Genomic DNA, 13,845 nt, shown 5'->3' on the forward strand with positions numbered 1-13,845 from the left:
GATGGTGTAAACTGCCGGGATGCAGATCTATTCTTTCATCGCAGCCATCGCGCTGTACATCGTGTGCGCCGCCTTGCCATCGCGCCGCGGCGGCCTGATTTCGGCCGTCACGCTGGCGGCCTGGCTGCTGCACGGCGCCGGCCTGTGGTCGGAAATCGCCGGCGGCGGCGAACTGCGCTTCGGCTTCGCCGCCATGCTGTCGTCGGCGCTGTGGGTGTCGGTGGCGGCCTACTGGATAGAGAACCAGAACTTCAGCCTGGACGGCCTGCGCCGCCTGGTCATGCCCAGCGCCGCCGTGGCCGCCGCGCTGCAGCTCATTTTCCCCGGCAACCTGGTGCCGATGGAGGGCAAGTCGCCGCTGTTCGGCTGGCATATCGCCATCGCCACCATGGCCTATTCGACGCTGACCATCGCCGCCTTCCACGCCGTGCTGATGGCGCTGCAGGAGTCGCGCCTGCACGCGCGCAGCGACAAGAAGTCCTTCCTGTCCGGCGCGCTGGACCAGCTGCCGGCGCTGCTGACCATGGAGAAGCTGTTGTTCCGCATGATAGGCTTCGGCTTCGCCCTGCTCAGCCTGACCGTGTTGTCGGGCATCGTGTTCTCGGAACAGCTGTTCGGCCAGGCGCTGAAATGGGATCACAAATCCGTATTCACCCTGCTGTCGTGGGTGCTGTTCGCCGCGCTGCTGGCCGGGCGCCGCTTCCGCGGCTGGCGCGGCAAGACGGCGCTGAGCTTCACGCTGGCCGGTTTCGCGACTTTGCTGCTGGCCTACGTCGGCAGCCGTTTTGTATTTGAAGTGGTTTTGCATAAGGGTTGGGCATGATTACCAAGATTGTGATGTGGTTGGCGCTGATAATGCTGGTGATCTTCGCGATCCGCTCCAAGATCCGCGAGGCGCAGAAGCGCCATCAGCAGCAGTTCCGCCAGCCGCCGCAGCCGGCGCCGGCGCAGCCGCAGCAGACGTATAAGGCGCGCGCCGCCGCCCAGGCGGCCAACGACGCCGAGGTGATGCTGCAATGCGCGCACTGCGGCGTCTTCTATCCCGCCTCGGAGACGGTGCGGGCCAACGGCCGTGACTATTGCAGCGCGGCCCATGCCGCCCTGCCGTCCGCATAACCGCCAGCGACCGTGATCGCGCGCCTGCAAGCCCTGTCGGCCGAAGCGCGCGCCACCTTCTGGCGTTCGCTGCAGACGCTCAACGCCACCCGCGTGGTGATCGCGCTGGTGCTGCTGGTTTACCTGAGTTTCGACAATCGCGGCCTGCGCGCCTCCGGCCAGTACCTCTACCTGCAAATCTGCCTGCTGTATCTGGGGCTGGCGATCGGTTTCGCGCTGTCGGCGGTGTACGTGCAGCGCCGCTTCGTGCTGCAGCTGCTGTCGCAGATCGCCTGCGACCTGGCCATCATCTCGCTGCTGTACCTGGCCGGCGGCGGCATGCGCAGCGGGCTGGCCATCCTCTACCTGTTCCCGCTGGCCGGGCTGGCCATCCTGGCGCCGCTGGTGGTGTCGCTGTTCTGCGCCTCGCTGGTGTCCTTGTTCCTGCTGGGCGACACCACCTGGCAGATCTTCCTGACCGACAGCGACCGCGATGTGATGCAGGCCGGCCTGTACGGCGCCGCCTTCCTGGCCGCCGTGCTGGTGGTGAACCGCATGGCCGCCAAGTTGATCGGGCAGGAGGAGCTGGCCATCCAGCGCGGCGTGGAAATCAATGTGCAGCAGGCCGTGAACCGGCTGGTGATGGCCAATATCGGCGACGGCATCCTGGTGGTCGATCCGGACGGCCAGGTCTTCGCCGGCAACCCGGCGGCGCGGCAGATGCTGGGGCTGGTGGGGCCCGAACTGAAGTTCAAGCTGTCGGCGGCGGTGGCGCTGGCGCCGCTGGCGCAGGCCTACCACGAGTGGCGCGAGGACACCGCGCGCGCCACCGCCTTCATCACCATCAAGCCGTTCAACGACGCCGCGCTGGAAGGCATGACCGCCGCCTGGGGCGCGCGCCGCGACCTGGCCGCGCATTTGAAGGTGCGCTTCGCCGCCGCCGACATGCAGGGGCTGGGGCTGGGCCAGGGCGCCGAGCGCAGCGTGATCTTCCTGCAGGACGTGACCGGCATCGAGAACCAGGCGCAGCAACTCAAGCTGGCGTCCATGGGGCGGCTCACCGCCAGCATCGCGCACGAGGTGCGCAATCCGCTGTCGGCGATCGGCCACGCCACCTCGCTGCTGGCGGAGGACTTGCACGACCCGGTGCATCAGCGCCTGCTGAGGATCGTCGGCGACAACGTCACCCGCGTGAACCGCATGGTGGAGGACATCCTGCAGCTGTCGCGCAAGGCGCACGCGCACCACGAGCCGCTGGCGCTGGACCTGTTCCTGGCCGAGCTGCGGGCGGAATTCATCGAGACCCACAACCTGGCGCCGGAGATCGTCGGGCTGGCGGTGGCGTCGGGCACCACGGTGCATTTCGACGCGCTGCACCTGCGCGAGGTGGTCCTCAACCTGCTGAACAACGCGGTGCGCTACGCCAGCGGCGGGGCGGACTCGATCCGGCTGGACGTGGTGCGCGACAAGGCGCGGCGGCTGGAGCTGCACGTGCAGGATGATGGTCCCGGCATTTCGCCGGAGGTGCGCGCCCACCTGTTCGAACCGTTTTACACCACCTCCAGCAAGGGCACCGGGCTGGGGCTGTATCTGGCACGCGAATTGTGTTTGAATAACGAGGCGCGCCTGGACTATGAATACCGTTTTGACAACAAGGACAGCGCCGACGGCAGCCCCGCCCTGAGCGGGCGCTTTGTGATCACCTTCGCCCAGCAAGGAAAGGCCGCTTGATGAGTGCTGCTGCTGCCCGCGTTCCGCGTGTGCTCGTCGTCGACGACGAGGCCGACCTGCGCGAACTGCTGGAACTGACCCTGCTGAAAATGGGGTTGGACGTCGACAGCGCCGCCACGCTGGCCGAGGCGCGCGCGCTGCTGCCCGGCACCGAGTACCAGCTGGTGCTGACCGACATGCGCCTGCCCGACGGCCTGGGGCTGGAGCTGGTGCGCGAGGTCACGGCCGCCTACAAGAACACGCCGGTGGCGGTGGTCACCGCCTTCGGCAGCGCCGACAACGCGGTGGTCGCGCTCAAGGCCGGCGCCTTCGATTACATCTCCAAGCCGGTGGCGTTGGACCAGTTGCGGGTGATGGTGCAATCGGCCTTGCGTCTGAACGCCGAACCGGCGGCGGTGCAGGCGCCCAGCGCGGCGCCGGCGGCCAGCCGCTTGCGCGGCCAGTCGGCCGTGATCCAGGCCTTGCGCGCGCAGATCGCCCGGCTGGCGCGTTCGATGGCGCCGGTCGCCATCCACGGCGAATCGGGCAGCGGCAAGGAACTGGCCGCGCGCGAGATCCACGCCCAAAGCTCGCGCGCCGGCAAACCCTTCATCGCCGTCAACTGCGGCGCGATTCCGGAGGCGCTGATGGAGGCGGAATTCTTCGGCTACCGCAAGGGCGCGTTCACCGGCGCCGCCGACGAGCGCGAGGGCTTCTTCCAGGCCGCCAACGGCGGCACCCTGATGCTGGACGAGGTGGCCGACCTGCCGCTGGCCATGCAGGTCAAGCTGCTGCGCGCGATTCAGGAGCGGCGGGTGCGCAAGATCGGCGCCACCGCCGAGGAGCCGGTCGACGTGCGCATCATCAGCGCCACCCACAAGAACCTGGCGCAGTGCGTGGAGCAGGGCAGCTTCCGCCAGGACTTGTTCTACCGCCTGAACGTGATTGAACTGAGCCTGCCGCCGCTGCGCGAGCGGTTGGACGATCTGGAGGTGCTGACTGGCGCCATCCTCGACCGGCTGGGCACTTTCGAGCACAAGGTGGTGCTCGGCCCGGGCGTGCTGGAGGCGCTGCGCGGCTATTCCTTCCCCGGCAATGTGCGCGAGCTGGAAAACATCCTGGAACGCGCGCTGGCCTTTGCCAACGATGGCGTGATCGAGGTCGGCGACCTGTCGCTCAAGGGCGCGCGCATGGCGGAGGCGGCGCCGCTGCCGACGCCGGCGCCGATGATGGCGGCCGCGCCGGCCATCCCGCCGCCCAACCCGGACAGCCTGCCCGCCAGCCTGCCCGAGTACCTGAACCAGGTGGAACGCGACATCATCCTGCGGGCGCTGGCGCAGACCCAGTTCAACCGCACCCAGGCCGCCCAGCTGCTGGGCATCAGCTTCCGCCAGCTGCGCTACCAGATGCAGAAATTGAATATCCAGGAGCCCGATTCGTGAGTTCTTTCGACGGCTGGCTGGCGCTGGCCGAGCGCTACGACAGCCCGTATTTCGACACCCGGCCCGGTCCGGCGCCGGACGACATCACCCTGCTGGTGGTCCACAACATCTCGCTGCCGGCCGGGCAGTTTGGCGGCCCGCACGTGTCCGACCTGTTCACCGGCCGGATCGATTATAATGCTGACCCCTCGTTCGCCGACCTGCGTGGCCTGAAGGTTTCCAGCCACTTTTTTATCCGCCGGGACGGCCGCGTCATTCAATATGTTTCCGCCAACGACCGCGCCTGGCATGCCGGCGTGTCGCAATTTTGCGGACGCGATAAATGTAATGACTTCGCCATCGGCGTGGAGCTCGAGGGCAGCGATTTCGTGCCGTTCGAGGCGGCCCAGTACGGGGCGCTGGCGGCGCTCACCGTGGCGCTGCGGCGGCACTATCCGTTGACCGATGTGCAAGGGCACGAACACATCGCGCCGGGCCGGAAAACCGATCCCGGACCGTTGTTCGACTGGGATTATTACCAGAAACTGCTGAATCAAAAGGCACTGGAAGAGCCCGCGTTAGTGGGCGCTATCGCGGGATTGCGCGTGGTAAAAGGCGTTCCGCAAAGTCAATAGAAAAATTGCCGTAAACGACAAAATTTCCCCTTGCACGGGTCCAGAGCGGCTACTACAATCAGTGGATCGGGCTAGGCCTGACACTAGATCTAGTGGTTGCAGTGACACTAATTCTTAATAAACATACACGCGGCGCAGCAATGACTGCACGTTGTAACCGGGGAGCTTAAATGCAATCTACTCAAGACATCACCATCAATCCAGCGCTGGTACCCACCGCCGCTGCGAGTACCGCCAGCAGCCCGGCAACGGCAGCGAGCGACCTCGGCGACTACCGTATCATCCGCCGCAACGGCGCGGTTGTCGCGTTTGAACCGTCGAAAATTGCAGTCGCCATGACCAAGGCCTTCCTGGCCGTCAACGGCGGCCAGGGCGCCGCATCGGCCCGTATCCGCGAACTGGTGGAACAGCTGACCAGCAGCGTGGTCGCCGCGCTGGTGCGCCGCCAGCCATCGGGCGGCACCTTCCACATCGAGGACGTGCAGGACCAGGTTGAGCTGGCGCTGATGCGCTCGGGCGAACACGACGTGGCCCGCGCCTACGTGCTGTACCGCGCCAAGCAAATGGAAGAGCGCCGCCTGGCCAAGGAAGCCGCCGGCGCCACCACCATCGCCGCGCCGCAAATCCACGTGCTGGAAAACGGCGAGCGCAAGCCGCTGGAGCTGAGCCGCGTGACCAGCCTGATCGGCGCCGCCTGCCAGGGCCTGGAAAAACACGTGGACGCCGACGCCATCGTCGCTGAAACCCTGAAAAACCTGTACGACGGCGTGCCGGTCGAGGAGCTGCACAAATCCGCCATCCTGGCTGCCCGCGCGCTGATGGAAAAGGACCCGGCCTACTCGCAGGTGACCGCCCGCATCCTGCTGCACACCATCCGCAAGGAAGTGTTCGGCAAGGAAGTACCGCAAGCCGGCGCCGCCGCCGAGTACGTGACCTACTTCCCGCAATACATCGCCAAGGGCATCGCCGCCGAGCTGCTGGACACCAAGCTGGGCGAGTTCGACCTGGCCCGCCTGGCCAAGGCCATCGTCGCCGACCGCGACCTGCAGTTCGGCTACATCGGCCTGCAAACCCTGTACGACCGCTACTTCCTGCACGTGCGCGACGTGCGCATCGAAATGCCGCAGGCCTTCTACATGCGCGTCGCCATGGGCCTGGCCCTGAACGAAACCGACCGCGAAGCGCGCGCCATCGAGTTCTACAACCTGCTGTCGACCTTCGACTTCATGTCGTCGACCCCGACCCTGTTCAACTCGGGCACCCTGCGTTCGCAGCTGTCGTCGTGCTACCTGACCACCGTCTCGGACGACCTGGAAGGCATCTACGACGCCATCAAGGAAAACGCCCTGCTGGCCAAGTTCGCCGGCGGCCTGGGCAACGACTGGACCCCGGTGCGCGCGCTGGGCGCCCACATCAAGGGCACCAACGGCAAATCGCAAGGCGTGGTGCCGTTCCTGAAAGTGGTCAACGACACCGCCGTGGCGGTCAACCAGGGCGGCAAGCGCAAGGGCGCGGTGTGCGCCTACCTGGAAACCTGGCACATGGACATCGAGGAATTCCTCGACCTGCGCAAGAACACCGGCGACGACCGCCGCCGCACCCACGACATGAACACCGCCAACTGGATTCCGGACCTGTTCATGAAGCGCGTGATGGAAAAAGGCGAGTGGACCCTGTTCTCGCCATCGGACACCCCGGACCTGCACGACCTGGTCGGCAAGGCCTTCGAAAAAGCCTACCTGGGCTACGAAGCCAAGGCCGCCGCCGGCGAGATCCGCGTGTTCAAGAAAGTCCAGGCGCTGGACCTGTGGCGCAAGATGCTGTCCATGCTGTTCGAAACCGGCCACCCATGGATCACCTTCAAGGACCCATGCAACATCCGTTCGCCGCAGTCGCACGTGGGCATGGTCCACAGCTCCAACCTGTGCACCGAGATCACCCTGAACACCGGTCCGGACGAAATCGCCGTCTGCAACCTGGGTTCGGTCAACCTGCCGGCCCACATGAAAGAGGGCAAGCTGGATCACGTCAAGCTGCAGAAAACCATCCGCACCGCGATGCGCATGCTGGACAACGTGATCGACATCAACTACTACGCGGTCGACAAGGCGCGCAACGCCAACATGCGCCACCGTCCGGTGGGCCTGGGCGTGATGGGCTTCCAGGACTGCCTGCACATGATGCGCGTGCCGTTCTCGTCGATGGAATCGGTGCAGTTCGCCGACACCTCGATGGAAGCGGTCTGCTACTACGCCTACCTGGCCTCGACCGAGCTGGCCGAGGAACGCGGCCACTACGCCTCGTACAAAGGTTCGCTGTGGGATCGCGGCATCCTGCCGCAGGATTCGATCAAGCTGCTGGCCGAAGAGCGCGGCGGCTACCTGGAGCAGGACCTGTCGTCGTCGATGGACTGGACCCCGGTGCGCGAGCGCATCAAGAAGTTCGGCATGCGTAACTCGAACTGCGTGGCGATCGCCCCGACCGCGACCATTTCGAACATCATCGGCGTGTCGGCCTGCATCGAGCCGACCTTCCAGAACCTGTACGTGAAGTCCAACCTGTCGGGCGAGTTCACCGAGATCAACGCCTACCTGGTGCGCGACCTGAAGGCGCGCGACCTGTGGGACGAGGTGATGATCGCCGACTTGAAGTACTTCGATGGCTCGCTGGCCAAGATCGACCGCATCCCGCAAGACCTGCGTGACATTTATGCAACCGCGTTCGAAGTGTCGCCAAGCTGGCTGGTGGAAGCCGCCTCGCGCCGCCAGAAGTGGATCGACCAGGCGCAGTCGCTGAACATTTACATGGCCGGCGCCTCGGGCAAGAAGCTGGACGAGACCTACAAGCTGGCATGGCTGCGTGGCCTGAAGACCACCTACTACCTGCGCACCATCGCGGCGACCCACATGGAGAAATCCACCACCAAGACCGGCGCCCTGAACGCCGTGCCGGTGGACGGCGGCCTGGCGGCCGCGGGCCACGCCGCGCCGGCGCCGGCTCCGGTGGCTTCGGCCCCGGCGGTGGAAGAGGGCGCGGCCTGCTACCTGCGTCCGGGCGACGACGGTTTCGAGGAATGCGAAGCCTGCCAATAATCAGCCGCCACCGTCATTCCGGCGGACGCCGGAATCCATGCTGAGTATGTATGGGCCCCGGCTTTCGCCGGGGCGACATTGGTACTAATATAGATAGAACACAGAAGGAACTCATTATGTCGCTGTCCTGGGACGACGAGGCCGCACCGGCCAAACAAGTAGTCAATCAAGCCGCGCTGGCCGCCTCCGAGGGCAGCGCCGAGCAAGTCGCGCTGCGCGTGAACGCGGACGACAAACGCATCATCAACGGCAAAACCGACGTCAACCAGCTGGTGCCGTTCAAGTACAAATGGGCCTGGGACAAATACCTGGCCGGCTGCGCTAACCACTGGATGCCGCAGGAAGTGAACATGCAGCGCGACATCGAGCTGTGGAAGAATCCGAACGGCCTGACCGAGGACGAACGCCGCCTGGTCAAGCGCAACCTGGGCTTCTTCGTGACCGCCGACTCGCTGGCCGCCAACAACATCGTGCTGGGCACCTACCGCCACATCACCGCGCCGGAGTGCCGCCAATACCTGCTGCGCCAGGCGTTCGAGGAGGCGATCCACACCCACGCCTACCAGTACATCGTCGAGTCGCTGGGCCTGGACGAGCAGGAAATCTTCAACGCCTACAACGAGATCAAGTCGATCCGTGACAAGGACGAGTTCCTGATTCCGTTCATCAACACCCTGACCGACCCGTCGTTCACCACCGGCACCGTCGAGCAGGACCAGAAGCTGCTCAAATCGCTGATCGTGTTCGCCTGCCTGATGGAAGGCCTGTTCTTCTACGTCGGCTTCACCCAGATCCTGGCGCTGGGCCGCCAGAACAAGATGATGGGCGCCGCCGAGCAGTACCAGTACATCCTGCGCGATGAATCGATGCACTGCAACTTCGGCATCGACCTGATCAACACCATCAAGATGGAAAATCCGCTGCTGTGGACCCCGGCCTTCAAGGAAGAGATCAAGCAGCTGTTCCTGAAAGCGGTGGAACTGGAGTACGCCTACGCCGAAGACACCATGCCGCGCGGCGTGCTGGGCCTGAACGCCACCATGTTCAAGGGCTACCTGCGCTTCATCGCCAACCGCCGCGCCACCCAGATCGGCCTGGAGGCGCTGTTCGAGCAGGAAGAGAACCCGTTCCCATGGATGAGCGAGATGATCGACCTGAAGAAAGAGCGCAACTTCTTTGAGACCCGCGTCATCGAATACCAGACCGGCGGCGCGCTGAACTGGGACTAATCTCTCCGTTCCCCCCCATCAAAGCCCTGCATTGCAGGGCTTTTTTCATTGGGGCGAGGAAGACTGGCGCAGTGAGCTACTAATATAAGCAGCCAACGCGGGACTGCGCTCGTCGTGGGTGAGGACGGCGAGGTAGCCGTCGGGGCGGAGCAGGGCGATGTCGCCGGCCGCGAAGCCGTAGGCGCGGCGCAGATGGCCCGCATGGTCGCGCAGCTCGGCGTGCTCCCCGATGTCGATGATGCGCAGGCCGCGGCGTGGTGCGATCACTGGCGCGGCGGCGGGTTCATAGCGCAGCATAATCCAATCCCCCGATTCCAATAGCGAAAACAAACGACGCGGCTGACCGCTGGCGCCGAGCAGCGACGCGTCCGGCGCGCGGTAGCCGGCGCGCAGCGGGGCGTCGTCGCCACGCTCGTCCAGCGACAAGGGGGACGCCGGATAGCCCAGGTCGAGCTGCTGCTGTTCGCGCCCGCGCCGCAGGTCGCCGCGTTCGCGCGCGGCGTCGAGCAGGCGGGTGGACATGCCCAGCATGCTGGCGGCGACCTCGCGCCGTTCCTCCTCATAGGTGTCGAGCAGCGCGTCGCCGGTGCCGTCCAGCACCGCCGCCAGCTTCCATCCCAGATTCCACGCATCCTGCACGCTGGTGTTCAGACCCTGGCCGCCGGTCGGCGGATGCACGTGCGCCGCATCGCCGGCGAGGAACACGCGGCCCACTCGATAGCGCTCTGCTAGCCGCGCGCTCATGGCGTAGTCGGAACGCCAGTGCACCGCGTGCACCTGGATGTCATCGCCGCCGGTGCGCTCGCGGATGGCGGCGGCGATCCCCGCGTCCGACAGATCGAACGCGCCGTCGAGCGGGATCGGCATCTGCAATTGGAACAGCGGCGTGCCGCGCAAGAGGCACAAGCTGATTTGCTGGCCCCCTTTGCCCCAGCGATGCCAGACCTCGCGCGTCAATCCGCTCAGCGTCAGATCCGCCACCACCGCGCGCGCATGCAGCGACTCGCCGGGAAAATCCACACCCAGGGTTTTGCGCACGAAGCTGCGGCCCCCATCAGCGCCGATCAGGTAGCGGGCGCGCACTTCATGCTCGCCGTCGGCGCTGATGACACGTGCGCTCACACCGTCGTCATCCTGCGTGAAGCCGGCCAGCGTCTGGCCATACTGAGGCGCATGCCCCAGCTCCGCCAGCCGCGCGCGCAGTATGCCTTCGGTCAGATACTGCGGCAGCATCAGCGGTTCGCCATATGGTTCGGCCGGCGTGGCGGCGCTGGCGATGATGGCTGCCTCGTCGTGATGGCTGCCGTCGGCGGCGTAGTGACGCTGGGACGGATAGCGTCCGCCGGCGGCGATCATGCGGTCGGCCACTCCCAGCGCCTCAAAGATTTCCAGTGTGCGCGGCTGGATGCCTTTGCCGCGCGAGCCGCCGAATGGCTCTCGCGTTTGATCGATCAGCAGGAAGTCTACATTGCGGCGCGCGAGGTCGATCGCCAGGGTCAGGCCGGCCGCGCCGGCGCCGCAGATCAGAATATCGGTATGCATAGCACTCTCCATGTATGTGTATTTTGCACATATTATTCCGACCCTAAAACCGTGTCAATAACTATGTGTATAATGCACATATGAATAAAGATATCCGCGATTTGCATGATGCGCTGCTCGACATCATCGGCTTCATGAGCCGCCCAGAGCCCGACGTCGAACTGATGTCCGACATGTCCATGCCGCTGGAGCGCGCGCTGCTTCCTCTGCTGGTGCGCATCGACCGCCGGGGCCCGATCGGCGTGGTGGAGCTGGCCGATCTGGTGGGGCGCGACTACACCACCGTCAGCCGGCAGGTCGCGCGCCTGGACGAACTGGGTCTGGTGGTGCGACGCGCCGGCACACGCGACAAGCGTGTGCGCGAGGCGGAAGTGACGGAGCTGGGACGCGAGATGGCCGACGCCATCGACCGCATGCGCGAGGAGCTGGTCGGCGAGTTGATGGCCGATTGGACCAGCGCCGAGCGCCGCGACCTCGCCCGTCTGCTCAAGCGCATGGCCGCCGGCATGAACGAGTGGGTGGCGCGCCGCAAGCACGACGACACCGAGTAAAGCCACCGACCATTTCAAACGCCGCCTGTCGCGGCATGCCTTAACGCCGATTGACGGCGCCGCGCACGCGCGGATTGGAGCGCGCTTCAGGTCCGATCACGCGCGCTGAAACGCCGGCGCGATGCGCTGCACCGCTGCATTCCGCTTGCTATTCGTCTTACTCTGTCTCATAATCGCGACGAATTAAAAACAGCGGGTAGTGGCGGCGCGAAGTTCAAGCGCAGGCGCTCTCGGATTCGGAAGCGGGTCACGCGATTGTCGAGCCGATTTTGGCGGCGTCGAAGAAACCCAGGCGGCATAAGGCTTACTTTGAAGTGCGATGTTCCGGCGCGAGGCGCGCCGCACTTCCCGAACCCGATTGAGCGCGCGTGAAGCACGCGCGGCCACGCAAGCGAGCACGCCGAATCGGTACGCCTACGTTAGCTGGCGCGCGTTGAACGTAAAAAAAGCGCGCGAATATCTATCGTGCTGGTTGCGCACCGACAAGGTTTTCGTGTACTTTACGAACTTGAAAATGCGTGATTTAAAAAGTGCGAAAAAATTTGAAGACGCACCACGCAGAGATGACCGCGATACGGGACACAGATTCACACGATATGCACAAGACCACGTCGTTTTTGTTCAACCGCCTTGCCTGATCCAATTCAGGCTGGGCGGTTTTTTGTTTGAAAACGAAAACCGCGACGTGGCTGCGACGCAGGTTCCAGGAGCTGAGGACACGCCCGGACCACCGCAAAACGTCGCCACAAGATTTGTATCCTCACGCCGCTCCGGCCTCGGACGGCGGGTGGATCGATGGCTGAAGCGCTGCACTTGTGAGGAGATGCAGCAGTTCAGCTAGTGCCGAATTCATTAGCGCAAACGGATTGTGGTTTGCGCCGATGAATAATTCGCCTGGCCCAATCCCGGGTTGGACGGGTTTAAATCTTGTAAACGAATTTTTCCCATCCCCGATGAAGGAGAACTAAACATGGCAACCGCCGCAAAGAAACCAGCAGCCAAAAAAGCTGCCGCACCAGCAAAAAAACCAGCAGCCGCCAAAGCCGCCGCTAAACCGGCAGCTAAAGCCGCCGCCAAACCAGCTGTGAAAAAAGCCGCTGCCAAGCCAGCCGCCAAACCAGCAGTGAAGAAGGCCGCCGCCAAGCCAGCAGCGAAACCGGCAGCGAAGAAAGCCGCCGCTAAGCCAGCAGTGAAAAAAGCAGCAGCCAAACCAGCAGCGAAGAAGACCGTCGCCAAGGCAGCAGCTAAACCAGCAGTGAAAAAAGCAGCAGCCAAACCAGCAGCGAAGAAGACCGTCGCTAAAGCAGCAGCCAAGCCAGCAGCGAAGAAAGTAGCCGCCAAGCCAGCAGCGAAGAAAGCCGCTCCTAAAGCAGCCGCCAAACCAGCTGCCAAAAAAGCCGCCGCCAAGCCAGCAGCGAAAAAAGTAGCCGCTAAACCAGCAGCGAAAAAAGCCGCGCCAAAAGCAGCCGCCAAACCAGCTGCCAAGAAAGCAGCCGCCAAGCCAGCAGCCAAAAAAGCTGCAGCCAAGCCAGCCGCGAAAAAAGCCGCTGCCAAGAAACCAGCAGCGAAAACGGCAGCCAAACCGGCTGCAAAGGTAGCGGCTAAGCCAGCAGCAAAAAAGCCGGTTAAAGCAGCTGCGCCTAAGGCAGCTGCTAAACCAGCCGCGAAAAAGCCAGCAGCAAAAAAAGCCGCTAAGCCAGCCGCCAAGCCAGCGGCCGCTCCAGCAGCAGCACCGGCCGCAGCTCCAGCGGCAGCAGCTCCAGCCGCCAAGCCGGCAGCGAAAAAAGCCGCTCCTAAAAAAGCAGCTCCGAAGAAGGAAGCCGCCAAGCCAGCAGCTCCAGCCGCCGCCGCTCCAGCAGCGCCGGCCGCGCCAGCCGCCGCTCCGGCAGCTAAAACCGTACTGGCTCCGGCCGCCGCATGGCCGTTCCCAACCAGCACCCGTCCTTCCTAAGCCTTAAACGCTTAAAAGCCTGCTGAGGCAATGGCCGCTGTGTGAGACAATCACACAGCGGCTTTTTTATTGGAGGGGATTCGTGCTCAGTATTCTTAAGTTGATAGTCGACGCCATCGCCGTCTTGTTGGGCAGCGTCTTGCTGCTGCGTTTCTGGATGCAGGCGATCCGCGTGCGGCCGCCGTCGTCGGTGGCGCAGTTCACATTCCAATTGTCCGACTGGCTGGTGCGGCCCTTGCGCCGGATCGTGCCGGGCGTGGGCGGTTATGACTGGGCCAGTTTGATCGGCGCCTTCCTGATCGTGCTGGCGGCCACCTCGATCCTGTTCTTCGCCGGCTGGCCGTGGCCGGCGGTGGCGCTGATGGCGTTCCAGCGTTTCCTCGAATGGATTTTGTATGGCTTCATGGCCTTGCTGGTGATCGAGGCGATTTTCAGCTGGGTCAATCCGCACGCGCCGCTGGCGCCTTTCGTGCGCGCGCTCAACGAGCCTATCCTGCGTCCGATCCGCCGCGTGGTGCCGCTGGTGGGGAATCTGGATCTGTCGCTGCTGGTGGCGCTGATCCTGCTGCAGATTGCGCAGCTGTTGTTAGGCATGGCTTTCGCCGGCCGATAAAAAAAG

12 protein-coding genes are annotated in these 13,845 nt (G+C 64.3%); 11 read left to right on the plus strand and 1 reads right to left on the minus strand.

The genetic code is table 11. The annotated features are described in order from the left end of the window. The first annotated feature begins 19 nt into the window (after positions 1 to 19). From FHW83_RS03585 to FHW83_RS03615, 7 genes are all read left to right on the plus strand, one after another. The gene (locus FHW83_RS03585) at positions 20 to 823 is read left to right on the plus strand and encodes an inner membrane protein YpjD (RefSeq protein WP_176645002.1); all 804 of its coding nucleotides are present in this window, start codon (positions 20 to 22) and stop codon (positions 821 to 823) included. Continuing rightward, positions 820 to 1,116 (plus strand): PP0621 family protein, encoded by a 297-nt coding sequence (locus FHW83_RS03590; RefSeq protein ID WP_218106076.1) that lies wholly within the window; start codon positions 820 to 822, stop codon positions 1,114 to 1,116. The genes FHW83_RS03585 and FHW83_RS03590 overlap by 4 nt, the downstream gene beginning before the upstream one ends. Positions 1,117 to 1,128: 12 nt before the next feature. Continuing rightward, the gene (locus tag FHW83_RS03595) at positions 1,129 to 2,826 is read left to right on the plus strand and encodes an ATP-binding protein (protein WP_176645003.1); all 1,698 of its coding nucleotides are present in this window, start codon (positions 1,129 to 1,131) and stop codon (positions 2,824 to 2,826) included. Then, positions 2,826 to 4,247 (plus strand): sigma-54 dependent transcriptional regulator, encoded by a 1,422-nt coding sequence (locus tag FHW83_RS03600; RefSeq protein ID WP_176645004.1) that lies wholly within the window; start codon positions 2,826 to 2,828, stop codon positions 4,245 to 4,247. Before FHW83_RS03595 ends, FHW83_RS03600 begins: the two co-directional genes overlap by 1 nt. Then, complete coding sequence (gene ampD / locus FHW83_RS03605) at positions 4,244 to 4,861, plus strand: 1,6-anhydro-N-acetylmuramyl-L-alanine amidase AmpD (protein ID WP_176645005.1); 618 nt, start codon at positions 4,244 to 4,246, stop codon at positions 4,859 to 4,861. The genes FHW83_RS03600 and ampD overlap by 4 nt, the downstream gene beginning before the upstream one ends. A gap of 170 nt (positions 4,862 to 5,031) precedes the next feature. Continuing rightward, a complete protein-coding gene (locus FHW83_RS03610) occupies positions 5,032 to 7,953 on the plus strand; it encodes a ribonucleoside-diphosphate reductase subunit alpha (RefSeq protein ID WP_176645006.1) in 2,922 nt (973 codons plus the stop codon). A 116-nt stretch (positions 7,954 to 8,069) separates the two neighbouring features. Then, the gene (locus tag FHW83_RS03615; RefSeq protein WP_176645007.1) at positions 8,070 to 9,182 is read left to right on the plus strand and encodes a ribonucleotide-diphosphate reductase subunit beta; all 1,113 of its coding nucleotides are present in this window, start codon (positions 8,070 to 8,072) and stop codon (positions 9,180 to 9,182) included. 45 nt (positions 9,183 to 9,227) lie between these two features. On the opposite strand, the gene FHW83_RS03620 is transcribed toward FHW83_RS03615, so the two are convergent. Next, positions 9,228 to 10,724 carry an FAD-dependent oxidoreductase gene (locus tag FHW83_RS03620; protein ID WP_218106079.1) on the minus strand — a complete coding sequence of 499 codons (1,497 nt, stop codon included), beginning with the start codon at positions 10,722 to 10,724 and terminating at the stop codon, positions 9,228 to 9,230. A gap of 80 nt (positions 10,725 to 10,804) precedes the next feature. Here FHW83_RS03620 and FHW83_RS03625 point away from each other — a divergent pair, with 80 nt between their 5' ends. From FHW83_RS03625 to FHW83_RS03640, 4 genes are all read left to right on the plus strand, one after another. Continuing rightward, on the plus strand, positions 10,805 to 11,275 hold the full coding sequence (locus tag FHW83_RS03625; RefSeq protein WP_229224009.1) for a MarR family winged helix-turn-helix transcriptional regulator: 471 nt from the start codon (positions 10,805 to 10,807) through the stop codon (positions 11,273 to 11,275). A 358-nt stretch (positions 11,276 to 11,633) separates the two neighbouring features. Beyond that, complete coding sequence (locus FHW83_RS03630) at positions 11,634 to 12,116, plus strand: hypothetical protein (protein WP_176645009.1); 483 nt, start codon at positions 11,634 to 11,636, stop codon at positions 12,114 to 12,116. A gap of 129 nt (positions 12,117 to 12,245) precedes the next feature. Then, positions 12,246 to 13,226, plus strand: coding sequence for a hypothetical protein (locus FHW83_RS03635; protein WP_176645010.1), 981 nt, complete (start codon positions 12,246 to 12,248; stop codon positions 13,224 to 13,226). Between the two features lie 100 nt (positions 13,227 to 13,326). After that, positions 13,327 to 13,839 (plus strand): YggT family protein, encoded by a 513-nt coding sequence (locus FHW83_RS03640; RefSeq protein WP_176645554.1) that lies wholly within the window; start codon positions 13,327 to 13,329, stop codon positions 13,837 to 13,839. Positions 13,840 to 13,845: the final 6 nt, after the last annotated feature.

The organism is Duganella sp. SG902, assembly GCF_013376005.1.
In the GTDB taxonomy this organism is placed as follows: domain Bacteria; phylum Pseudomonadota; class Gammaproteobacteria; order Burkholderiales; family Burkholderiaceae_D; genus Rugamonas.

Bases quoted from the DNA above. Each gene is read 5' to 3' on its own strand.
- FHW83_RS03585 (WP_176645002.1), top strand. From the start codon at position 20: ATGCAGATCTATTCTTTCATCGCAGCCATCGCGCTGTACATCGTGTGC.
- FHW83_RS03590 (WP_218106076.1), top strand. From the start codon at position 820: ATGATTACCAAGATTGTGATGTGGTTGGCGCTGATAATGCTGGTGATC.
- FHW83_RS03600 (WP_176645004.1), top strand. From the start codon at position 2,826: ATGAGTGCTGCTGCTGCCCGCGTTCCGCGTGTGCTCGTCGTCGACGAC.
- FHW83_RS03610 (WP_176645006.1), top strand. From the start codon at position 5,032: ATGCAATCTACTCAAGACATCACCATCAATCCAGCGCTGGTACCCACC.
- FHW83_RS03615 (WP_176645007.1), top strand. From the start codon at position 8,070: ATGTCGCTGTCCTGGGACGACGAGGCCGCACCGGCCAAACAAGTAGTC.
- FHW83_RS03620 (WP_218106079.1), bottom strand. From the start codon at position 10,724: ATGCATACCGATATTCTGATCTGCGGCGCCGGCGCGGCCGGCCTGACC.
- FHW83_RS03625 (WP_229224009.1), top strand. From the start codon at position 10,805: ATGAATAAAGATATCCGCGATTTGCATGATGCGCTGCTCGACATCATC.
- FHW83_RS03635 (WP_176645010.1), top strand. From the start codon at position 12,246: ATGGCAACCGCCGCAAAGAAACCAGCAGCCAAAAAAGCTGCCGCACCA.